This is a genomic window from bacterium (assembly GCA_024742285.1).
Classification (GTDB): Bacteria; Myxococcota_A; UBA9160; order UBA9160; family UBA4427; genus UBA4427.
Genome location: JANSYR010000023.1, coordinates 1 through 21,204, shown reverse-complemented (window position 1 = coordinate 21,204; position 21,204 = coordinate 1). Strand labels below are relative to the sequence as shown.

General features: G+C 70.4%; 22 protein-coding genes. 17 read left to right on the top strand and 5 right to left on the bottom strand.

What is annotated here, in order from left to right; all coding sequences use genetic code 11:
• Nucleotides 1-5 precede the first annotated feature (5 nt).
• On the top strand, nucleotides 6-1,538 hold the full coding sequence (locus NXI30_27255) for a pseudouridine synthase (protein ID MCR9097935.1): 1,533 nt from the start codon (nucleotides 6-8) through the stop codon (nucleotides 1,536-1,538).
• Nucleotides 1,539-1,788: 250 nt separating this feature from the next.
• Here NXI30_27255 and NXI30_27250 read toward each other — a convergent pair whose 3' ends face one another.
• Nucleotides 1,789-2,868: a DUF368 domain-containing protein gene (locus NXI30_27250; protein MCR9097934.1), complete on the bottom strand. Its 1,080-nt coding sequence runs from the start codon at nucleotides 2,866-2,868 to the stop codon at nucleotides 1,789-1,791.
• Between the two features lie 190 nt (nucleotides 2,869-3,058).
• Here NXI30_27250 and NXI30_27245 point away from each other — a divergent pair, with 190 nt between their 5' ends.
• From NXI30_27245 to NXI30_27210, 8 genes are all read left to right on the top strand, one after another.
• Complete coding sequence (locus NXI30_27245) at nucleotides 3,059-3,850, top strand: SOS response-associated peptidase (protein ID MCR9097933.1); 792 nt, start codon at nucleotides 3,059-3,061, stop codon at nucleotides 3,848-3,850.
• 37 nt (nucleotides 3,851-3,887) lie between these two features.
• Nucleotides 3,888-4,127 (top strand): hypothetical protein, encoded by a 240-nt coding sequence (locus NXI30_27240; protein MCR9097932.1) that lies wholly within the window; start codon nucleotides 3,888-3,890, stop codon nucleotides 4,125-4,127.
• Entirely contained in the window at nucleotides 4,124-5,590 is a 1,467-nt protein-coding gene (locus tag NXI30_27235; protein ID MCR9097931.1) for a sodium:solute symporter family protein, read from the top strand. The genes NXI30_27240 and NXI30_27235 overlap by 4 nt, the downstream gene beginning before the upstream one ends.
• A gap of 143 nt (nucleotides 5,591-5,733) precedes the next feature.
• The gene (locus NXI30_27230) at nucleotides 5,734-5,934 is read left to right on the top strand and encodes a hypothetical protein (protein ID MCR9097930.1); all 201 of its coding nucleotides are present in this window, start codon (nucleotides 5,734-5,736) and stop codon (nucleotides 5,932-5,934) included.
• Nucleotides 5,935-6,120: 186 nt separating this feature from the next.
• Nucleotides 6,121-8,154 (top strand): M3 family metallopeptidase, encoded by a 2,034-nt coding sequence (locus tag NXI30_27225; protein ID MCR9097929.1) that lies wholly within the window; start codon nucleotides 6,121-6,123, stop codon nucleotides 8,152-8,154.
• The gene (locus tag NXI30_27220) at nucleotides 8,151-8,483 is read left to right on the top strand and encodes an MGMT family protein (protein MCR9097928.1); all 333 of its coding nucleotides are present in this window, start codon (nucleotides 8,151-8,153) and stop codon (nucleotides 8,481-8,483) included. The genes NXI30_27225 and NXI30_27220 overlap by 4 nt, the downstream gene beginning before the upstream one ends.
• On the top strand, nucleotides 8,480-8,725 hold the full coding sequence (locus NXI30_27215; GenBank protein MCR9097927.1) for a hypothetical protein: 246 nt from the start codon (nucleotides 8,480-8,482) through the stop codon (nucleotides 8,723-8,725). The genes NXI30_27220 and NXI30_27215 overlap by 4 nt, the downstream gene beginning before the upstream one ends.
• 13 nt (nucleotides 8,726-8,738) lie before the next feature.
• Nucleotides 8,739-10,112: an HD domain-containing protein gene (locus NXI30_27210; protein MCR9097926.1), complete on the top strand. Its 1,374-nt coding sequence runs from the start codon at nucleotides 8,739-8,741 to the stop codon at nucleotides 10,110-10,112.
• A 42-nt stretch (nucleotides 10,113-10,154) separates the two neighbouring features.
• Here NXI30_27210 and NXI30_27205 read toward each other — a convergent pair whose 3' ends face one another.
• Complete coding sequence (locus tag NXI30_27205; protein MCR9097925.1) at nucleotides 10,155-10,373, bottom strand: uracil-DNA glycosylase; 219 nt, start codon at nucleotides 10,371-10,373, stop codon at nucleotides 10,155-10,157.
• A 4-nt stretch (nucleotides 10,374-10,377) separates the two neighbouring features.
• The gene (locus NXI30_27200; protein MCR9097924.1) at nucleotides 10,378-11,388 is read right to left on the bottom strand and encodes an MBL fold metallo-hydrolase; all 1,011 of its coding nucleotides are present in this window, start codon (nucleotides 11,386-11,388) and stop codon (nucleotides 10,378-10,380) included.
• A gap of 95 nt (nucleotides 11,389-11,483) precedes the next feature.
• Between NXI30_27200 and NXI30_27195 the strand changes: the two genes are divergently transcribed.
• Nucleotides 11,484-12,065: a hypothetical protein gene (locus tag NXI30_27195; GenBank protein ID MCR9097923.1), complete on the top strand. Its 582-nt coding sequence runs from the start codon at nucleotides 11,484-11,486 to the stop codon at nucleotides 12,063-12,065.
• A gap of 178 nt (nucleotides 12,066-12,243) precedes the next feature.
• Complete coding sequence (locus NXI30_27190) at nucleotides 12,244-12,900, top strand: OmpA family protein (GenBank protein ID MCR9097922.1); 657 nt, start codon at nucleotides 12,244-12,246, stop codon at nucleotides 12,898-12,900.
• A gap of 115 nt (nucleotides 12,901-13,015) precedes the next feature.
• Here the strand turns inward: NXI30_27190 and NXI30_27185 are convergent, their stop codons facing one another.
• Together NXI30_27185 and NXI30_27180 are read right to left on the bottom strand one after the other, a co-directional pair.
• Nucleotides 13,016-13,657, bottom strand: coding sequence for a response regulator transcription factor (locus NXI30_27185; protein ID MCR9097921.1), 642 nt, complete (start codon nucleotides 13,655-13,657; stop codon nucleotides 13,016-13,018).
• Between the two features lie 168 nt (nucleotides 13,658-13,825).
• The gene (locus NXI30_27180) at nucleotides 13,826-15,109 is read right to left on the bottom strand and encodes a PEGA domain-containing protein (GenBank protein ID MCR9097920.1); all 1,284 of its coding nucleotides are present in this window, start codon (nucleotides 15,107-15,109) and stop codon (nucleotides 13,826-13,828) included.
• 193 nt (nucleotides 15,110-15,302) lie between these two features.
• Between NXI30_27180 and NXI30_27175 the strand changes: the two genes are divergently transcribed.
• The 6 genes from NXI30_27175 to NXI30_27150 all read left to right on the top strand — a co-directional run bounded on the left by NXI30_27175 (nucleotide 15,303) and on the right by NXI30_27150 (nucleotide 21,029).
• On the top strand, nucleotides 15,303-16,196 hold the full coding sequence (locus NXI30_27175) for a MotA/TolQ/ExbB proton channel family protein (protein ID MCR9097919.1): 894 nt from the start codon (nucleotides 15,303-15,305) through the stop codon (nucleotides 16,194-16,196).
• 3 nt (nucleotides 16,197-16,199) lie between these two features.
• Complete coding sequence (locus tag NXI30_27170) at nucleotides 16,200-16,973, top strand: hypothetical protein (GenBank protein MCR9097918.1); 774 nt, start codon at nucleotides 16,200-16,202, stop codon at nucleotides 16,971-16,973.
• Nucleotides 16,970-17,953 carry a hypothetical protein gene (locus NXI30_27165; GenBank protein MCR9097917.1) on the top strand — a complete coding sequence of 328 codons (984 nt, stop codon included), beginning with the start codon at nucleotides 16,970-16,972 and terminating at the stop codon, nucleotides 17,951-17,953. Before NXI30_27170 ends, NXI30_27165 begins: the two co-directional genes overlap by 4 nt.
• A gap of 186 nt (nucleotides 17,954-18,139) precedes the next feature.
• A complete protein-coding gene (locus tag NXI30_27160; protein MCR9097916.1) occupies nucleotides 18,140-20,230 on the top strand; it encodes an ATP-binding domain-containing protein in 2,091 nt (696 codons plus the stop codon).
• 91 nt (nucleotides 20,231-20,321) lie between these two features.
• Complete coding sequence (locus tag NXI30_27155) at nucleotides 20,322-20,600, top strand: hypothetical protein (GenBank protein MCR9097915.1); 279 nt, start codon at nucleotides 20,322-20,324, stop codon at nucleotides 20,598-20,600.
• An 18-nt stretch (nucleotides 20,601-20,618) separates the two neighbouring features.
• Complete coding sequence (locus NXI30_27150; GenBank protein MCR9097914.1) at nucleotides 20,619-21,029, top strand: secondary thiamine-phosphate synthase enzyme YjbQ; 411 nt, start codon at nucleotides 20,619-20,621, stop codon at nucleotides 21,027-21,029.
• Nucleotides 21,030-21,204 lie beyond the last annotated feature (175 nt).

Sequence of the window (21,204 nt, the reverse complement as noted above, 5' to 3'; positions counted from 1 at the left end):
CCAGCATGTCTCACGGATCCTCTCCCCGTCACGCGCGGAAGCCGAAGAAGGCGCGCGCGAAGAAGCCCGCTCGTTCCGCCGCCTCGCGCGACGACACGCCGGACGGCCGGCCCCCGCGCGGCCGGTACTCGAAGACGATGCCCGAGCGGGCGTCCGACAAGCCGAGCCGGAAGGCCAGTGCCACGCCGGCCCCGAAGCCCAGCGCCGCACGAGGCCGCAAGTCGAGCGCTTCCGGCGGTCGAAGCGCGAAGCCCTCGGACGCCGGCGCTCAGCGTCTCCAGAAGCTCCTGGCGGCGGCCGGCTTCGGTTCCCGTCGCGACGTCGAGCAGTTCCTGGTCGAAGAGCGGGTGACCGTCAACGGGCGCGTCGCCAGTCTGGGGGACAAGGCGGACCCCCTGGTCGACGAGATTCGCGTCGACGGAGAACGCCTCGCCCGCGACAAGCCCGCCTACTGGATCGTGAACAAGCCTCGCGGCGTGATCACGACCGTGCGCGACAACGAGGGGCGGCGGACGGTGATGAACCTGCTCCCGCCCAAGGTGGGGCGGCTCTTCCCGGTCGGCCGCCTCGACCTCGAGACGTCGGGGCTCCTGCTCATGACGAACGACGGTGACGTGGCCCACGCGCTCCTCCATCCCTCCCTCGGAAACGAACGGGAGTACCGCGTGAACGTGAAGGGGGAGCTCGACGCGAAGGCGATCGGTCGACTCGAGCGGGGTGTCAGCCTCGACGAGGGCAAGACCGCGCGCGCGCAGGTCGAGGACGTCCGCTACGACCCCGATTCGCACACGACGTCGCTCTCCCTCACGCTCGTGGAGGGCAAGAAGCGCCAGATCCGCCGGAGCCTCCTCGTGCTCGGATTCCCGGTCCGCCGGCTCGTGCGCGTACGGATGGGACCGCTCCGCATCGGTCGACTGCCCGTCGGCGAGTCGCGGGCCCTGCGGCCCGAAGAGCGTCGGGCCCTGCTCGAGCACGTGCGACGACTTCGCGCAGGAGAGCCGGTCGCCGCGGCCGCACGCTCGGGCTCCGGGCGTGACGACCTCGCGGCACCGCCCCGCAAGAGCGGAGCGCGCCGGCCGGCGAAGAAGAAGGCGGGCGCCCGAAGGTCGCCGCCCTCCGGTCCGCGGGCAGCGAAGTCGGACGGTCGACGGTCCCCGCCGTCCGGACCGAAGGCGACGTCCTCCCCGACGCGAAGATCTCCGCCGTCGGGACCGAAGGCGACGTCCTCGTCGGTGCGAAGATCTCCGCCGTCGTCACCGAAGGCGATGACCTCCGCGGCGAGAAGATCGCCGCCGTCGGGTCCCCGAGCCCAGGCGGCACGGGGCGAACGCGCCGGTCCGGCCGGGCCGCGCAAGAAGGCCGCCCGGAAGAAGAGCGCGGCGGCACGCCCGAGTGCGCGGCGAGCGCCCAAGAAGGCGGCCCGCAAGAAGGCCGCCCGGAAGAAGGCGGGGGCCACGCGCCGTCCGTCCAAGGGCGCTGCGCGCAAGCGACCCGGCACGAAGCCCAGGGGTCGCCCGGGTCCCCGCGGTCGGCGCTAGAGGGCCTGCTCGAGAAACGGCGTCAGGACGACGAAGGCGAAGAGCAGCCCCATCACGAAACAGAGCAGCCCCATCGTGCTCGACGGCATCGCTCGCACTCTCCCCGATTCCGACGACCCCGCCTGATTGCGGGCCTCCGTACGCAGAGAGAGCAAGATCCGTGCTCGCGAGCGGTCGCGGGACGCGAACGTTTCGGGGCCGCGCGCTTGCCGCTCCGAATGCCGCCGATCTGCGTATGCGCAGGCGACGGTCAGCGGAAGTCGTTTTCCTCCGGAGTGGAAGCGGGCTTCCTCATCGGCACATCCGTGGGGCCCGGCGAGGCCCTCGAGACCCGGGACTCGTCTTCGTCGGGGTCGCGCCCGACGCGGGCGATCAACAGCGTGAGCCCGAGGCCAGCCACGAAGGCCCCGCCCGCGCCGGCGAGATCGGTGCCGCTGGGCGAGTAGCGCTCGAGGGGCCAGTCCTCGCGCGGGACGTCGTCGAGCTCCTCGACCGGGATCTCGACGCCGCGATGGGTGAAACCCGGCTGCGGGGGCACGGCTTCCTGGAAGGGATAGAGGCCGATGACCGCGCCGAGGAGCAGGCCGAGCAGGGCGCCCAGGGTCGGCTTCTCGTAGCGGTCGAGCAGCCAGCGGAGCCCGTTGCTCACGCCGACGATTCCGAGGACCACGCCGATCCCGACCGGAATCACGACCTCCATCGCACCGAGGACGAGACCGGGGTCGAAGCCCGCTTCTCCGATCAGTCCTTCTTTGGCGTCGTCGATCGCGCCCAGGATCGGCACGTACTGACCGAGCAGGAGGAGCAGGTAGCCCCCGGAGATGCCCGGAAGGATCATGGCGGATGCGCCGGCGAGACCGGAGAGCACGAGCAGGAACGGGCTCGCGCCCGAGCCGCCGTTCCCCTCGGCGCCGAAGGCCATCGCGACCATGAGCGCGAACGCCGCCGCGGCGCCGCCCCAGACGCCGGGCGTCGCAGGACGGGCGAGGCGCCAGACGAGCGGCAGCCCACCGAGGGTGAGCCCGATGAAGAACGCGTACATCAGGCTGCGATGGTCGAGGACGAGATCGCGGGTCGGGCCCGCGAGCAGACCGATCGCGAGGACGGCCGACCCGCCGATCGTGCCGAGGACGAAGAGCGGCCAGCGGGTGAGGCGACCGCGGGTGACGTCGGCGATGGCCTCGATGAAGGTCGGGTAGACGCCCGCCGCAAGGAGCATCGTCCCCCCGCTGATCCCCGGCACGAGGTTCGCGAGGCCCATCAGCACGCCGCCGAGCACGCCGCGCAGCAGGAAGCGTGCGAGGGAGGGCATCGGTTCAGACGAGTTCACCTCCGACACCTCCGACACCTCCGGCTCGGCGCCGTCCTGCGCTTCTCTCACATCGTCCCCCACGACTCGGCTAATCTAGCAAGGTCCATGGATGGACGCGCAGGGGGACGAGCGACGCATGGGCGGCCGGATGCGAACGGCTCGGAGTGGGACATGTGCGGGCGGCTGAGCGCTGCGAGGAGTCGGCCATGTGCGGGCCGTTGAGCGCTGCGAGGAGTCGGCCGTGTGCGGGCGGTTGACCCTCACGCGATCCGGCGACGAGATCGCGGCCTACTTTGCGGAGGCCATGGCGATGCTCGTGGCGAGCGACGGGGCTCGGGAGCTGGACGGCGCGCCGCTCCGTCCGCGCTTCAACGTCTCGCCCATGCGGGACGTCCTGACCCTCGTCCCGGCGGACGGCGGGGTCGCCTTCGCGTGGAAGCGCTGGGGATTGGTGCCGAGCTGGGCGAAGGACCCCTCGATCGGGAATCGGACCTTCAACGCGCGGGCGGAGACGGTCGCGGAGAAGCCCTCCTTCCGAGCGGCCTTCCGACGACGGCGCTGTCTGGTCGCGGCCGACGGCTTCTACGAGTGGACTCCGAAGAACCGCGACCATCGTCCTTTCCACTTCACCCCGGGCCGCACGGCCCTGCTCGGGTTCGCCGGCCTCTACGAGTCGTGGAGCGGCGAGGGCGGCGAGGTGATCGAGTCGGCGACGGTGATCACGACCGACGCGAACGCCGACCTCACCGACGTCCATCACCGGATGCCCGTCGTCCTCGATCCGTCCGACTACGCGCGCTGGATCGATCCGACGAGCGAGAAGGCGGCGCTCCTCGCGCTGCTGCGACCGGCGATCCCGGGTACGCTCGATCGGCGTCCGGTCTCGCGCTACGTGAACGATCCGCGCCACGAAGGCCCGCGCTGCCTCGAGGACGAGGAGAAGGCCGAGCAGGGCGCTCTCTTCGAGCTCGACCCTGGCGTGGACGACGAGGAATTCTGAGCTCGATGTCGGACGACGGAGGCCCCGGGTGAACGCAATGGTTCGTAGGATCTGCCTGGTCCTGATCGGGGTGCTCTACGTCGTGTCGGTCCCGTGGTACCGCGAGAGCGGCGAGGCGCCGGCGATCTGGCTCGGGCTGCCTGACTGGGTCGCGGTGTCCGTTCTCTGTTACGTCGCCGTCGCGGTGCTCAACGCCTTCGCCTGGGGAGCGACCGACGTGCCCGACGACCTGCCCGAGAACGAGGGCTTCGCGGGCCCGGCGGAGGGCGAGCGATGAACTTCGGCATCGTCGGCGTCATCGCCCTCGTGGTCTATCTGCTGGCGCTGGTCGCCGTGGCGGAGATCGCGCGGCGGGCCAAGCAGGACCATTCCCCCGCCGACCACTTCCTGGCCGGGCGCTCCCTCGGCGCCTTCGTCCTGTTCCTGACGCTCTACGCGACGGCCTACTCGGGCAACTCCCTCCTCGGCTATCCGGGACGGGCCTATCGCGACGGCTACAGCTTCGTGATGGCGACGGGCTTCATGATGGGGATCATCGTCGCCTTCCACGCGCTCGTCCCGAAGCTGCGCCCCCTCGCGGTCCGGCATCACTTCGTGACGCCGGGGGACTATCTGCGGCTCCGCTTCGGCGGTCCGTGGGCGAAAGCGCTCCGCCTGGCGGTCGCGGTCCTGATGACCCTCGCGCTCGCCAACTTCCTGCTCGCCCAGCTGAAGGCCATGGGCGACGTCGCGAGCGTCGTGACGGGTGGCATCGTGCCCTATGAGGCAGGGGTGGTCGGGTTGGCCTTCGTGATCCTCTTCTACGAGACCCTGGGCGGCATGCGGGCGGTCGCCTGGACCGACGCCGCGCAGGGAATCGCGATGCTCGTCGGTCTTTCGGCGCTCCTCGTCTGGCTGCTCGGCGAATCCGGGGGGCTCGAGGCCATCACGCGGGCGGTGGCCGAGAAGGCTCCGGAGAAGGTCGCGACGCCGACGGCTCGGATGAACGCGAACTGGTTCAGCTCGATCGCGCTCATGGGGCTCGCGAGCGTGCTCTATCCGCAGGCGATTCAGCGCGTCTTCGCCGCGGAGAGCGGGCAGGCGCTGCGGCGTTCCTTCGCCGGCATGACCTTCATGCCCCTCGCGACGACGCTGGTCGTGACGCTGATCGGCGTCGCGGCGATCGCGCGCTTCGACATCGAGAGCGCCGTCGATACCGATGGGGTCGTGCCGATGCTGCTGGCGGAGTGGGGGAGCGCGGGGGGCTTCGCGACCGCGGCGGCCCTGATCGTCTTCCTGGGCGCGCTCTCGGCGATCATGTCGACGGCGGACTCGTGCCTGCTCTCGCTCGGGTCGCTGCTCTCACGAGATCTGCTCGGCGCGGAGGGGAGCGACGCGGCGGCGACCCGGTTCGGGAAACGGCTCGCGGCGGCGGTGCTCCTCGCGACGATTCCGTTCGCGCTGGCCCGGGAGCTCACGCTCTGGCGATTGATCGAGCTGAAGATGGAGCTCCTGATCCAGTGCGTCCCGGCGTTCCTGATCGCGCTCCACTGGTCGAGGCTCCAGACGGGGCCCGTGCTGGCGGGGATCGTCGCCGGCACGCTCTTCTCGATCACGCTGACCTTCAGCGACGTCACGCGTCTGGCCGGCGTCCACGTCGGCGTGGTGGGCTGCGGTGTGAACGTCGCGGTCGCCGTCGCGCTCTCGCTCTTCGTCCGCGGTGGGCCGCGATCGGCGGAGGAGACGCAATCGCGCGGCTGATCCGCTTCTTCGGGGGGCAGCGGAGCGGCAACTCCCTCCGCTGGGACGGGATCCGTTCAAGATTCCTGCGAGAACCGGGCGCGGATCCCCACGAAGGGACGGAACCCGATGTCGGGCTCTCCGCTCTTCGCCCCGGAGTCGTGATGATCCCCCTGCTGGGCATGCTTTGTGTCGCCTGGACCGCGTACGAGATTTCCCGTCTCGTCGCGCGCGTCGGACGTCCCGTGCTCGCGGCCGAGGGACCTGCCTCCGAAGAACGCCCCCCGCGCCCCCGCCGCCGTCGCTTCGCGGCCTGGGACGAGCGCGGGTGCCCGATCGACGTCGAGGATCTCGGGCAGGCCTGATTCCATCGGACCCGGATTCCGGCTCGATGCTGGGCTGGTTGCGCTCGGGTGGCTAATTTTCCCCTCGGATGTGGCCGATCGACGCACGAATCGTCCAGTCGACGGACATCCAAGAGGGGGGGATCGGTGGCCGGATCGGCAGCTCGAGAGGGGAACGGAGCGAACCCGCTCCATGCGGCAGGCGCATTGCCGCGATTCGACGAGATCGAAGCGAGCCACGTCGTGCCGGGGATCCGTGCGCTGATCGCGGAGCTCGAGGACGAGCTCACGGCGCTGGAAGCCGATCTCGAGCCGACCTGGACCGGACTCGTCGAGCGACTCGAGGCGATGTCCGATCGACTCGGCTACGGCTGGGGGCTCGTCGGCCACCTGATGGGCGTGAAGAACAGCGATGCGCTCCGGGAGGCCCACGCGGAGGTCCAGGGCGAGGTGATCGGCTTCGGTCTGCGCCTGGCCCAGAGCCGGCCCCTCTACGACGGCCTCGAAGCCCTCCGCGCGAGCGACCGGTTCACGACCCTCGAGCACGCGCAGCAGCGGATCGTCGAGAGCCTCCTGCGCGAGGCGCGTCACGCCGGGGTCGGCCTGGGCGATGCGGAGCGCGAGCGCTTCAACGCGATCCAGGCGGAGCTCGCCGAGCTCGGGACGAAATTCAGCAACCACGTGCTCGACGCGACGAAGGCCTTCGCCCTCGTGCTCCGCGACGAGGCGGAGATGGCCGGCACGCCGGACAGCCTGCGGGCGCTGGCGGCCCAGAGCGCCGCGGAAGAGGGCGAGGCCAGCGCGACGGCCGAGGCCGGCCCGTGGCGGATCACGCTCGATGCGCCGGTTCTCCTTCCTTTTCTCGAGCACGGGGAAAGGCGCGATCTGCGCGAGCAGCTCTACCGCGCCCACGTGACCAAGGCGGGGAGCGGCGAGCTCGACAACACGCCGCTGATCGGGCGGATCCTCGAGTTGCGCCAGGAGATGGCGGCACTCCTCGGTTTCGAGAGCTACGCCGCCCTGTCGGTCGACGCGAAGATGGCCCCCTCCGTCACGGAGGTGGACCGACTGCTCGAGGACCTGCGAACGGCCTCGATCGACGCGGCGAAGGACGATCTCGCGTCGTTGCAGTCGTTCGCGACGGAGCGCGGGCTCGAAGGCGGACTCGCGCTCTGGGACGTGGGCTACTACGCCGAACGTCTTCGCGAGGAACGCTTCGACTACTCGGAGGAGGAGCTCCGGCCCTACTTCCCGATGCCTCGGGTGCTCGAGGGCCTCTTCGCCCTGGCCGGGCGTCTCTTCGGCGTCTCGATCGAGGCGGCGGACGGCGAGGCGCCCACCTGGCATCCCGACGTGCGTTTCTTCCGGGTGAAGGACGAAGCGGGCGCGCCGATCGCGGCGTTCTACCTCGATCCCTACAGCCGTCCGGGCGACAAGCGAGGCGGCGCATGGATGGACGAGTGCCTCGGACGGACGCGGCTCGGGCGAGACGCGGCGCGCGAGCCCGTGGCCTACCTCGTCTGCAACCAGACGCCCCCGGTCGGGGACCGGCCCTCACTCATGTCCTTCGACGAGGTGCTCACGCTCTTCCACGAATTCGGCCACGGCCTGCAGCACATGTTGACCCGCGTCGACTACGGCCTCGCATCGGGCATCCGCAACATCGAATGGGACGCCGTCGAGTTGCCGAGCCAGTTCATGGAGAACTGGTGCTACCACCGCGCCACCCTGATCGGCCTCTCGGGCCACTTCGAAACGGGTGAGCCCCTCCCGGACGCACTCTTCGAGAAGATCGAGGCGGCGCGCACCTTCCGGGCGGGCAGCGCCATGCTCCGACAGCTCTACTTCGCGACGATGGACATGAAACTCCATCGTGAAGATCTCGCGGCCTCGGGGCAGAGGATCTTCGACGTCCAGCGGGACGTGGCGGAGAAGACGACCGTGCTGCCCCCGCTGCCGGAGGACCGCTTCCTCTGCAGCTTCGGGCACATCTTCGCCGGGGGCTACGCGGCCGGCTACTACAGCTACAAGTGGGCCGAGGTGCTGTCGGCGGACGCCTTCTCCGCGTTCGAGGACGCGGGACTCGAGGACGAGGCGGCCGTGGTCGAGACCGGCCGGCGGTTCCGGGAAACCGTGCTCGCCCTCGGTGGCGGCGCGCCCCCCATGGAGGTCTTCGAAGCCTTCCGCGGTCGGGCGCCCACGCCCGAGGCCCTGCTGCGCCACTCCGGGCTCGCGGCATGAGCGGCTGGTCTCCGGTCTACCGCGTCGTGCGGCGGATTCCGGAAGGGCGCGTGTCGACCTACGGACAGGTCGCCGCGCTCGCCGGAATGCCGCGGGCGGCGCGTCAGGTGGGGTATGCGTTGAACGCGCTCACCGGGGACGAGGACGTTCCCTGGCACCGCGTGATCAACGCGAAGGGGGAGATCAGCGCGCGGGGGGAGCGGGCCTTCGCCGACCTCCAACGCGCACTCCTCGAATCCGAGGGCGTCGACTTCGACCGGCGCGGGCGCATCGACCTCGAAACGTACGGGTGGAAGCCGCGCGTGCGACGAAAGCAGGGGGACGCATGAACAGGATGGTCAAGCTGGCGATCGACTTCGAAAACCCGGCCCCCGAGTGGTGGGAGAACGGGGGGCGCGACCTGTGGGAGTCGATCACCGAGGCCTTCGACAACAACGACGTCGCCCTCGACGAATCCCTCGCGCAGTCCTGGCTCGCCCAGGCGGCACGGATTCCCGGATGGGAAGGGGGCCCCGAGTTCTCGCCCCATCCGATCTGCGTGAAGGAACTCGACGAGGACGAGATCGTTTGAGGTCCGGTCCAGCGTGACGGACCTGGATCCTTCCGGGCTCCCGCCGCGCGTCGTGGCGCTCGCGCGCGCCTTCGAGGCCGAGGGCGGAAGGCTCTTCGTGATCGGCGGATGGGTGCGCGACGCGGTCCACGGTCGCCAGGCCAAGGATCTCGACCTCGAGGTCTACGGACTCCCGGCGGAGCGGATCGAAGCGATCCTCGCGCCCCAGGGATTCACGCCGCCGGTCGGCCGCCACTTCGCCGTCTGGCGGCACACGGCCGAGGGCATCGATGTCGCCCGACCGCGCGTCGAGGGCGACGGCCGGGCCGATCCGACGGTCGCGTTCGCGCGTGCGGCGATGGGTCGCGACCTGCGGATCAACGCGATGGCCTTCGACCCGCTGGAGGGGACCGTTCTGGATCCCCTCGGTGGACGCGAGGACCTGGCGACGGGCACGATGCGGTGCGCGGATCCGCGGACCTTCGGAGAGGACCCGCTCCGGGTCCTGCGCGTCGCGCGTCTGGCGTCGGCCTTCGAGATGGAGCCCGACGCCGAGCTCGTCGAGGTCTGCCGTGGACTCGATCCGAGCGCGATCCCGGTCGAACGCCTGGCCGCCGAGCTCGACCGGATCCTGCTCGAGCTGCCGCGCCCGTGGCGCGCGATCGAGTGGCTGGATCGAATGGACCAGCTCCCGGTCTTCCCGCCCCTGGCCGCGCTCAAGGGCGTGCCGCAGGATCCGGAGTGGCACCCCGAAGGCGATGTCTACGTGCACACGGGGATGGTCGTCGACCGAGCGGCCCGGATCGCGCGGGAGGAGGCACTCGACGGAGAGCCGCGGGCCGTCCTTCTCTGGAGCGCGCTGTGCCACGACCTGGGCAAGCCGGCCACGACCGGGACCGGGGACGACGGCCGGATCCGCTCCTACGCACACGACGAAGAGAGCGCGACCCTCACGCGCGTCTGGCTGACGGCGCTACGCCTCGGCGGCCGACGCGTCGACGCCGTCGCGGTGCTGGTTCGCCATCACCTCGCGCCGGCGCTCTACGTGAAGAACGGCGCGAAGGCGCGCGGCTATCGCCGCCTCGCCCGCAAGCTCGAGGCCGGGGGCGTCACGCCCGTCGATCTCGAACGCCTCGCGCGTGCGGATCATCTCGGTCGGACCACGCCGGACGCCCTGGCCGACCGGTTCCACGAGGGCGAGGTCTTCCTCGCCGCAGCCCGGAATGCCTTCGTGGAGCGCGGCCCGCGGCCGGACGTGGTCCGGGCGGCGACGCTCATGCAAAGGGGGGTCGAGGCCGGCCCCGCCCTCGGTCGACTGCTCGCGCGAGCCCGGGAGCTCCAGGACGAGACGGGGCTCCAGGACGAGGCCGCCCTCGTGGACCGGGTGCTGGGGGAGGAGACGGACTGAGCAGGGCCCCTGGGCTCGACCGACTCTGCCTTCGCGGCAAGCTCAGCGGAGCAGACGCGCCTTCGGCCTCGCGCCGGGCTTGCGCTCGAAGCACTGGCAGGGCTCGCCCGACGACGAGAAGACCACGTCCGAAGGCAGGTCCGCCGACTTGAACTCGTAGGCGCGGCAACCGCGGGGCCGATCGGACTCCCACGTCACGAAGTAGTGGACGCAGTGGAGGCAGTCCGGGCGCTCGCTCTCGCTGGGGGTTCGTGCCGCCATTCGCCTAACGCACGAGCTCCGCCATCAGGCCGAAGATCTCCATCGTGTCGGGCGCGGGGCCGTCGTACCCGAACTCCTTGTAGAGGGTCGAGACGTTGACCGCGATCCGTTCCGAGTCGAGCCACGCCGAGTAGTCGCCGAGGGCGATGTCGTGGGCCGCGTCGCGGATCGACAGGCCCGCATCGAAGCGCTTGCGGGTCTCGTCGCGCACGTAGACCAGGTAGTCGCGAACGGCGAGCGCGCCGCGGGTGTCGGTCAGCGGGCCATGCCCCGGGACGATCACTTCGGGGTCGAGCTCGGCGATCTTCTCGCAGGCGGCGATCCAGTTGGCCACGGGGCCTTCCCACATGATGGGCGTGCCCTCGATGAAGAGGATGTCGCCGGTGAAGATCGTGCGCGTCGACGGGACGTGGATGATCACGTCGCCGGCGGTGTGGGCCGGGCCGACCTCGATCAGCTCGACCTCCCGATCGCCGATCGCGAGGTCGAGCCGCCCGTCGAAGGTCTCGGTCGGCGGCGTGGGCTTCAGTCCCTCGAATTCGTACGCGCCGAAGGCCTTCTTCACGAACTCGCCGACCGGGCCCATCTGGTCGGCCGCGGCGAGCATGCGCGTCATCATCTCGGGCGGGACCTCGTCCCACTCGCCTGCGGTCGCCGTCGACGTGATGATCCGGGCGTCGCCGACCAGCTGGTTGCCGAAGCAGTGGTCCCCGTTCGCGTGGGTGTTGACCAGGGTGTCGATCTTGCGCGCCGCGGGCGTGGCGTCCGCCATCGCCTCGAGCATCCGCCGGGTCAGCGGAAGGTCGTAGAGCGTGTCGACCAGCAGGCTGCTCCCGCCGTCCGAAACGAGGCCCGCGTTCGCGAGGCCCCACGACCCGTCGGGCTGCAGCCAGGCGAAGATCCCACCTCCCAGATCCTCCAGTCGTGCCTCGTCGCGCATCTGCAGGTCGCCTCCCTCGTCGGTCCCGCGCAGAGTCGCACACGCCTCGAGCGGGCGCCGGTTTCGCGCAGGCAAGGCCCGGACTCCCCGGAATTCCAGCGCTTTGTCGTTCAAGCCAGGGCGGTGTTTGTCCGATGGGGAATGTGGCTCCAGTGAATCGAGGGGGATGGATGTCGACGAATGCTCTGGCGCGCGTGGCCTACCGGGAAGCCGGCCGCGCAACGGTTTGTGAGGTCCTGTACGGGCCGAACGTTCTGAAGCATGCCGTCATCGACGCCGAAGCCGGGGAGGGAGAGGTCGTCACGTTCTCGGGCATGCCGCTTCCGATCGACTGCCGTCCGCCGGCGGGTCGGCGCCGCGGCGAGCAGGTGGGCGTCGTCCCCGACAAGCTGATCGATTCCCACGGCGTCTTCGCCTACGCCGGGATCGCCGCGGAGCGGATCGCGCTCCGTGACGGTCGCTTCGACCCCGTCGATCTCGAGTCCGAGCTGCTCTGGACCCGCTGGCTGGGCGCCGCCCGCCGCGGTCGGGAAGAGCTCGCGCGGATGGCGAAGCTGATCGGGCTGGAGCGCCCGGCGGAGCAGTTCTACACCGAGTACTGCGAGGAGGCCGAACGCCTGCTCGTGCCCGTCTGGAGCACCGTCGAGGAGCTCGCCGAAGCACTCCTCGAGAAGCGAGAGCTCAAGGGCCACCACGTCGATCGGCTGGTGCACGGCGAGGAAGTCCTCGAGCGACCCGCACCGCCGATCTGAGGGGCGTCCGTTCGACGAGGGGGGATGCCCCCGCCGGGAGGCACCCCTCGCGGAACCGACAGCGAACGCTTCGGCACCTCCGTTCGAGGGACGCCCGGCCGTGGCTTCGTTCGGCTCGCGCGCTCGCCGCTCGGAGCCGTCTGGGGCATGGTCTGGGCGCATCAGGGGAACCGGGATCATGCGAAACGGACTCTTTCAGCGCTCCCGTCGGACGATCGTGCGAAGGCGGATCGCCTGCGCGATCGGCCTCGCGCTGTCGCTCGCGGCAGGCTCCGCCGGGGCGGAGGGCGGCGCCGACGCGGACGCGATCAACGCGCGTCTCTACGAGGCGCTCGCGCCGCCGAGCGGCTCGGGGCGAATCGAGACCGTCTCGGGCCAGATGTATCTCTCCAAGGAGAACATGGACGCGGACGTGATCGCGGAGGCGCTGTCCGCGATGCGATCCCTGGAAGCCGGAGAAGGGACGACGGTCGCCGTCCAGCGGACGCCGCGCATCAACTTCGAGATCCACTTCCCGAAGAACAGCGCCCGGCTGACCGACGAGTCCCGCGCGAGCCTCGACGAGCTCGCCGAAGCACTCCGCGGCGGTGACTACGACAGCATGCGCTTCATGCTGGGTGGACACACGGACCAGGACGGCGACGCCGCGGTCAACCAGCCGCTCTCGGAGGCCCGCGCGCAGATGGCCCGAGACTACCTGGTCGAGGAGCACGGCCTCGACCAGAGCCGACTCGTCGCGCGCGGCTTCGGTGCGTCCGAGCCGCTGCGCGAAGTCGAAGAGAACGCGCAGGACAAGCTCTACAATCGACGCGTCGACCTGCGTCCGCTTCGCTAGGCCGATCTCCCCGGACCCCGAAACGACGGAAGCCCGCCCTCGGCCGGGGCCGGGGACGGGCTTCTCGCTCGCGCGGCGTGATTCGACACCGCGTCGAGAGACGGTCTGCTTCGACCTACGGCTCGACGAGACCCGCGCGGATCGCGAAGCGAACCAGCCCGGAGACCTTGTGGATGTCGAGCTTCTCCATGAGGTTGGAGCGGTGCGAGTCGATCGTCTTGAGCGACACGCCCAGGTCGGAAGCGATCTCCTTCGAGGAAAGCCCCTCGGCGATGAGCTTCAGGACCTCGCGCTCGCGCTCGGTGAGCATCGAGACCCCGGACGGTCCCGCATCCCCCGGTCGCGCGATCGCGTCGACCACCTGCTGGGTGATCGCCGGCGACAGGTACGAGGCCCCGGCGCGCACCGCATCGATCGCGTTGTGCACGTCCTTCGAAGCGGAGTTCTTGACGACGTAGCCGGAAGCGCCCGCGCGGAGCACTTCCTCGACGTAGGCACGACTCTCGTGCATCGAGAGCACGAGGATCTTCGACTGGCAGCCGGCCTTTCCGAGCTGCCGCGTCGCGTCGATGCCCGAGAGCTTGGGCATGTTGATGTCCATCAGGACGATGTCGGGTCGCTTCTCCATGACGAGCTGGACCGCTTCCTCGCCGTTCGCGGCTTCACCGACCACGGTGAAGTCTTCCCGCGCCTCCAGCAAACGGATGAGTCCTTCTCGGACGATCTTGTGATCGTCTGCCACCACGATACTGACCATGATTCCCCCCTTGATCGATCCTTACGCACTGGATCTCTTGAAAACCATCGAATCGGGAGTTTCAAGGTAGGGATCCCGGGATTTCACGGTATCGGGGGAAACGAGCAGATTTTCGGTAGGAATGCCGAGGGTTTACGGGGTTCATGACGAAGCCTTCGGGGTTTCCCCCTAGATCCGGGCTTTCGCCATGCCCGTCGCCTGCGCCTGGAGTCCGCAGCCGCGCATCCGCTCGTAGGCGACGCCCCGGACGCTGCGCTCGAAGCCGAGGGCGCCCGGATGCCATTCGCTGCCGTCGAATCCGTAGTAGCGCGCCATCGAGAGGCCGAGGCCTCCCTCGTCGAAGCTCTGCTCGGTCTCCCGCCACCAGGTACAGGAGATCGACTCGCTCTCCTCGAAGCGATCGATCCGACCCGACGCGTCGCTGTCGAAGCGGTTCAGGAACTCCCGTCGGACGCGGTCGTGCCAGGCAGTGGAGCCTCCGTCCGGCAGCCCGCCGAGCCCCTCGCGTTCGAGCAGCCGGGTCACGGGACGTCGGGTGTCCGGCGCGATCGACTCCGCGAGATCCCCCATGTCGAACGGGGTCGGGGCCCGAGGAGGCGGCGGCGCGAGCGCCTTCGCGTCGAAGCCGAGATCGAGCCTTCGCGCACGGAGTGCCGGTTCGCGCTCCGGCAACAGGAGGGCCGTCAGTTCGACGCGGGCCTCCGGTCGGATACGGACTCGCTCGACCCAGCGACGGAACCCGTCCCGCTCGACGACGACCTCGTGCTCGCCGACCGAGAGCGTGTGTGCGACGTCGCCCGGCGCTCCGAACGGGGCGCCGTCGATCTTCACCTCGGCATCGGGCACGTTGGCCCGGACGATCAGTCGACCTTCGCCGGTACACAGCGTCGGCGCGAAGCGGTGGACGGTCCCGGGTCCGAAGTAGACGGATCGCGTCCAGGCGTCGGGACAGTCCGGGCGCGTCACTTCGAGGGCGAAGCGTCCGCGGTCGAGCTCGTGGACGGCGCCCTCGGCGCGCATCTCGGCGACGATGCGCGTGCGGTCCGCGTCGTAGATCCGGAGGGTCGCGGCCGGCAGCGGACCTTCGAGCTCGAGCCTCGGCTTCTGCGAGAGCGCGAGCGTAGTGCGTAGGGGCGCTCGAGTGTCGTCGGGTCCGCCGGAGTAGAAGAAGAGCGCGGCGAGGCCCGCGATCGTTCCGAGCAGCGCACCGATCAGGGGGAGGCGGTCCGGCGTTCCGACGGCGCGGGCAATCGGTCTCGCTGCCTCGAGCCGCGCGATCTCCTCGTCGAGGCGCCGTCGCTCGGGCCCCTCGGTCTCGTCCGCTTCGCGTCGCGCGCGCAGGGCGGCCAGCAGTCGATCGAGAGCGACCCCGATCGACGCTTCGCTCGCATTGGAGGGGAGGTCCAGGATCCGCGTGAGCTGGGCGCGGGTGGGCACGTCGGAGCGGGGCATCGGGCGCAGGCTAGCGCGACGCCCGATCGGCGTCGGGGTCCCGATCGCGGCGGCCGCGTCGGGGAGGGCCTAGTCTTATCCGCGAGTTGGTGGAGGCGAGATGTCCCGGCCCTGTCCGCATTGTGATCGACCCGCGCTCGAGTCTTCCGGCGAGCACGGGGTATTCCGTTGTACGCACTGCGGACAATCCTGTTTGGCGTCGGAGCTCGAAGCGGGCGCCTCCGGCGCGAGCCGTCTGCGCCCGCGTCGCGCCCCCGGTGAGGGACCGGACTGGCCGCCGGCGGTCGGGGCGATCGTCTTCACCGGGGTCTTCTACGGCCTGCTGCAGGTCGTCCCGACGGGCCGGGTCGGGGAACTCTTCCTCGAGCGCGGCTTCGTTCCGGTCCTGATCACCGGCGCCTCCGCCTGGGCGCTGCTCCTGATCGGCGCCCGCTGGGCCCGGCTGCAGTCGGAGGCGAGGATCCTCGACGTCGACCTCTTCGCAGCGGAGTCCGAGCGCGGGATCCGGCCCGACCGCGCAGGGGACCTGCGGCGGGAGCTCACCACCCGTGCCGGCGCGGCCGCCGAGGGCTTCCTCGTCGCCCGCCTCGACCGGGCGCTCCGGCAATTCGAGGTCCGGCCGCGGGTCTCGGCCGTCCTCGAGTTCCTGTCCGCCGAGTCCGCGGCGGACGAAGGGCGGGTCGACGCGAGCTACGCGCTCGTCCGCGTCTTCGTGTGGGCCGTCCCGACCCTCGGATTCATCGGCACGGTCCTCGGCCTCGGCGCGGCGGTCGGGGGCTTCTCCGAGAGCCTCGAAGCCGCCGCGAGTCTCGACGGGCTCAAGACCTCGATCGGCTCCGTCACCGGCGGGCTCGGCGTCGCCTTCGACACGACCCTGCTGGCCCTCGTGTTGAGCATCGTCATCATGTTCCCGGCGAGCATCGTCCAGCGCATGGAAGAGGGACTCGTCGGCGCCGTCGACGACTACTGCGCGGAGTGGCTGGTGCCGCGGCTTCGGGAGAACGGGGCGGACGACGCGGCGATCGCGGCCCTCGCGACGAAGCTCCTCGATCACGTCGGTGCTGCCGGCCGCGGAGCGGGCGACTAGCCGATGGCGCGGCGGGAGGGACTGCCGTCGGCGCTCTTTCCGTTCATGAGCGTCCTCGCGTGCACGATCGGCGCGCTCATCGTCCTGCTCGCGGTGATGGCCCTGGCCGCGGTCGACACGACCCGGACAGCGGACGTCGAGGACGGCGAGCGGCGCTCCGAACTCGCTCGCGAGCGGGCGCGCTTCGAAGTCGAGCTCGCCCGGGCGGAACGTGCGCTCGAGCGGTGGGCGGCGGTCGACGCCGCGCTCCCGGCCCTCGGTCTCCCGGCGGACGCGGAGCTCGACGAGATCGTCGCACGGCTGCGAGCGGCCGGGCGCGCCCGCGCCATCGAAGAGGCGCTCGTGGAAGCGCGAACGGAGGCCGAGCACCTGGCGGACGAGCAGGGGGACGTCGCGACGACGCTGGCGGTCCTCGAATCGAGACGCGAGACCCTGCCGATCCTGATCGATCCGACCGACCTCTCCGCGCGCTGGCAGCCCTTCTTCATCGAGTGCGACGAGGCGGGCATCACCGCGCTCCGCGTCAGCGACGACTTCCGCTACTTCGTGCCGAACGAGGCGATCGCGATGGAGGGGGACCTCGGGCGCTACCTGCGGCGGGTGCGCGCGGAGCCGTCCGCGCTGCTCGTGCTGCTCGTGCGACCGGACGGGATCCCCTCGTCGAGGACGGTGCATCGCGTGGCTGCGAAGGCGGGCATCCGCGTGGCCCGGCTCCCGCTGCCGGGCGACGGCGAGCTCGACTGGCGCCTGCTTCGCCGGGCGGAGGCCAGCCGGTGAAACGTCGTACCGTGGCGGACAACCTGGGGCCCCTGGTCGACACCCTGTCCAACGTGGTCGGCATCCTGGTGATCGTGCTCGCGCTGACGCAGATCGAGCTCGGCGGTGCCCTCGACCGGGTGCTCCAGCGGCGCGCGGAGCAGTTCGAGGCCGAGCGCGAGTTCGTGGCCACGATCCCCGGGCGCCGCGCTGCGCTCGACGCACGGAGCGCCGCCCTCGAGGCCCGGGGAATCCCGTCCGACGACGAGGGGCTCGCCGTCGCCGAGGAGATCCTGGAGGCGCTCGACGAGTTCGATCCGGAGCTCGGGGCCCCGCCAGAGGAGATCGAAGCCCGCTTCCGCCTGCTCTCGTCGATCCGACGCGAGAACGCGGAGACGCAGCGCGCCCTCGACGACCAGCGGGTCCGGGAGGATGCCCTTCGGTCCGTTTCGAAGGAGCGGGTGGCCCGCCTGCCGGATCCGCGGGTCGAGCGCGGACTCGAATCCTGGGTGCTCGTCCGTCACGGCCGGATCTTCCCCGTCGATCGCAAGGCGCTCTTCGAGGCAGGGCAGAACGCGCTGGGTCGACTGCTCAAGATCGAGGAATCCGGCGCGAGCTTCCGCCTCGACGAGTTCGAGTCCGCAGCGCTCTACCTGCGCAAGCGCCGGATCGGAAGCGACGGATTCCGCTGGCTCCTGGAGCCGGGCACGCCTTCCTGGGTCCGGCTCGACTGGCCGCCTGCGGAGCGCGGAATCGATCCGACCGGCCTGACGACGAGCGAAGCCTGGCGGCGATGGCTCGCCCGACGCGTTCCCGGGCGGGACTTCGTGAAGTTCCACGTCTGGAACGACAGCTTCGAGGCCTACGGAACCGCGCGACAGGCGACCGAGGCCGCCGGACTGGGCGGCGGATGGATCGGCTACACCGCCGATGCCGAGTATCGGACCCCCCTGAAGTTCGGCGTCCGGCCGCCGGAGCAGCGCGACATCCTCGTCGATTGACGAGCCGCCGTGTCCCCGCTGCGGCCGACTGAGCGCCACCTCTTTCAGGCTAGGCAGTCCCCGCAAAAGCGCGTATAAACAGAGACCGCCTCGCGGCGGCCTCGTGCGGAGCGCGGATGCCGTTCCCCGGGGCGACCCGCGTGCCAGGGGTGGCGCGCGATGCGCGAGGCAGGGGGGCAGCCAGCGATGGACGATCGGCCGGATCAGGTCGTTCGAGAGGAGCTCGAAGCGCTCGAGGACGTCTCGCGCCGGCTCGCCGAGCTCCCGCCCGCGAAGACCGCGAGTGAAGCGCCCATCGTGAAGGAGCTCGAGCGGATCCGGGAACGGCTGCTCTCGGGCGACGAGAACAAGGATCTCTCGGCCCTCACCGAGCAGTACCACAACCAGTCGGCGATTCTGAACCAGCTGCGTCGTGCGGGGCAGGCCGTCCAGGTCGATGCAGCGTCCCCGTACTTCGCGCACCTGCGTCTCGAGGAAGAGGGCCGCAGACGCGACCTCTACCTCGGGCACACGACCTGTCTCGAGAAGGGCCTGCGGATCGTCGATTGGCGAGACGCGCCGATCAGCAAGATCTTCTACAGCTACCGGCAGGGCGAGGACTTCGACGAGGAGATCTCCGGGCGGGAGCGCTCGGGCGAGGTCCTGGCTCGACGGATGGTGCGCATCCGCGACGGAGTGCTCGAACGGGTCCAGGCGCCGGAAGGGGACTACAGCCTGGATCCCGATTCCCCCTCCGGCTGGCGCCGCGACGAGATGGGGACCCCTCGACTCGCCGGGGGCGAAGCGGCGGCGCTTCGCTACGACGAAGACTCCCTCGATCTCTCCCGACGCATGGGCGAAGACCGGACCGGCGAGGCGCTCCGGGCCGACAAACATCTCCCCGAGATCACGAGCCTGATCGACCCGACCCAGTTCGATCTGATCACACGACCGGCGGCCGGCTACCTGGTGATCCGCGGAAGCGCCGGCTCGGGCAAGACGACGGTCGCGCTGCACCGCATCGCCTACCTCGCCTACGCCGACGAGCGGATCGACGGTCCGGATACCCTCGTGGTGGTCTTCTCGCGCGCGCTGGCTCGCTACGTCGCCCACGTCCTGCCTTCCCTGGGACTCGAGGGTGTACGGATCACGACCTATCGCGACTGGATCCTCGAGGAACGCAAGCGCCACTTCCAACGACTTCCCAAGGCGCAACGGGACGACACGCCGGCGGTCGTCCAGCGGATCAAGCTCCACTCGGGCCTCGACGTCGCGCTCGAACGGCAGGTGGCGCGGGTTGCCGGTCCGCGGACCGCCGAGCAGGCGACGGACGATTGGGCGAGCGTCCTCACGCAACGCGCGCTCCTCGGCGACGTGTTCGCCGAGGTCGCGCCGGATACCTTCAGCGACGGCGAGCTCGATCGCTTCGTCGACTGGAACCGTCGGCGCCTCGAGGCGATCTCGGAGTTCCAGGCCGGCGACGAGGAAGCCGACGCAGGCCTCGATGCGGAGGACGACGCGCTGCTCCTGCGCGCGTGGCAGCGGCGGGTGGGCCCCCTCCAGCGCGGCAAGCGCCCGCTCCGACTTCGCCACATCGCGATCGACGAGGTCCAGGACTTCGCGCCGATCGAGGTCCGGGTCCTGCTCGAGTGCATGGAGCGCGAGTCGAGCATCACGCTCTCCGGCGACACCCAGCAGCACCTGATGGAGAACTCGGGCTTCACCAGCTGGTCGGGCTTCTTCACCGAGCTCGGCGTCGGCGGCGCGGAGATCGAGACGCTCAAGGTCAGCTACCGCTCCTCGGCGCAAGTGATGCAGTTCGCGACGTCGCTCCTCGGCGACCTGCAGGAGGACGAAGAGGTCGTGACGACGCGCGACGGTCCGCCGGTCGAGCTCTTCCGGATGACCGATCGCGGTGCCTGCGTCGCCTTCCTTTCGGACGTGCTGCGGGACCTGATGGCTGCGGAGCCGTTGGCGAGCGTCGCCGTGCTCACGCCGAGCGCGAACGCCAGCGACCTCTACTACGAGGGGCTCGCCCGGGCGGAGCTTCCGCGCCTGCGTCGGATCCGCGACGGGGAATTCCCCTTCAAGGCCGGCATCGAGGTCACCGAGGTCACCCAGGTGAAGGGCCTCGAGTTCGACTACGTGATCGTGCTCGACGTCGACGCGAAGAACTACCCCGACACGCCGGCCTCCCGCCGCCAGCTCCATGTCGCGGCCACCCGCGCCGTCCATCAGCTCTGGATGACGAGCGTGGGCACGCCGTCGCCGCTCGTCAGCGAGGTCGACGCCCGCTGAATCGGTGCGACTCCCGATCCGCACCGAGATCTGCAACACTCTCCGACCCACACCGGGTCCGTCCCCCCGCTCGGTGCCGAGAGGATCCCCGATGAGCTCCCCGTTCCGACGCGGCGACCGCGTCCGCGTGATCAACCCGAACCACGAGTACACCGGCGCCCGCGGAACCGTTTCCGATGCCCCGAGTTCCCAGGCGAACGGCGTGGCGGTGCTCGGACATCAGGTCGCCATCGACGGCGAGAATGGCGTGACCCGCCCGTTCCTCGTCGCGGACCTCGAGCCCCTGCGCGCCGTTCGCGCCGGCGGACGACGCCGCGCCGCGCCGTCGAGCCAGTCGGACGTGCGACGCTCGACCGATCGCTCCGACTAGCTCGGGATCGAGCCATCGGTGATCGATCGGATCCGGGTTCAGCCGAAGGGGCAGGGACTCTTCGAGTTCACCGACCAGGTCGTCGACCGCGTGGACCGGGCCGGAATCGTCGACGGGCTCTGCACGCTCTTCGTTCAGCACACGTCGGCGAGCCTCGTGATCCAGGAGAACGCGGACCCGTCGGCGCGGCGGGACCTCGAGCGCTGGCTCGCACGCCTGGTGCCGGAAGGGGACGCGCTCTTCACGCACACCCTCGAAGGGCCGGACGACATGCCTGCCCACGTGAAGTCGGCGCTGACGGCGACGTCGCTCTCGATCCCCGTGGCCGATGGGCGCCTCGTCCTCGGCACCTGGCAGGGGGTCTACCTCTGGGAGCACCGCGACGCGCCGGGCCCGCGCACCGTCGTCGTCCACGTGACCGGCGACTGAGCGCGCGCTGCATCCGCGCACGAGAGCGACTAGCTGTGGGACCTAAGCAGCTTGTTGACGGTATTCCCTGAGCCGCTGCATAGGCGTCTTCTTGCCGAGCGAGCGATGGGGTCGCTCATGATTGTAGTGCTTGACCCAGGGCCGCAAGCTTTCGGCACGCATGGCTGAGGACCGG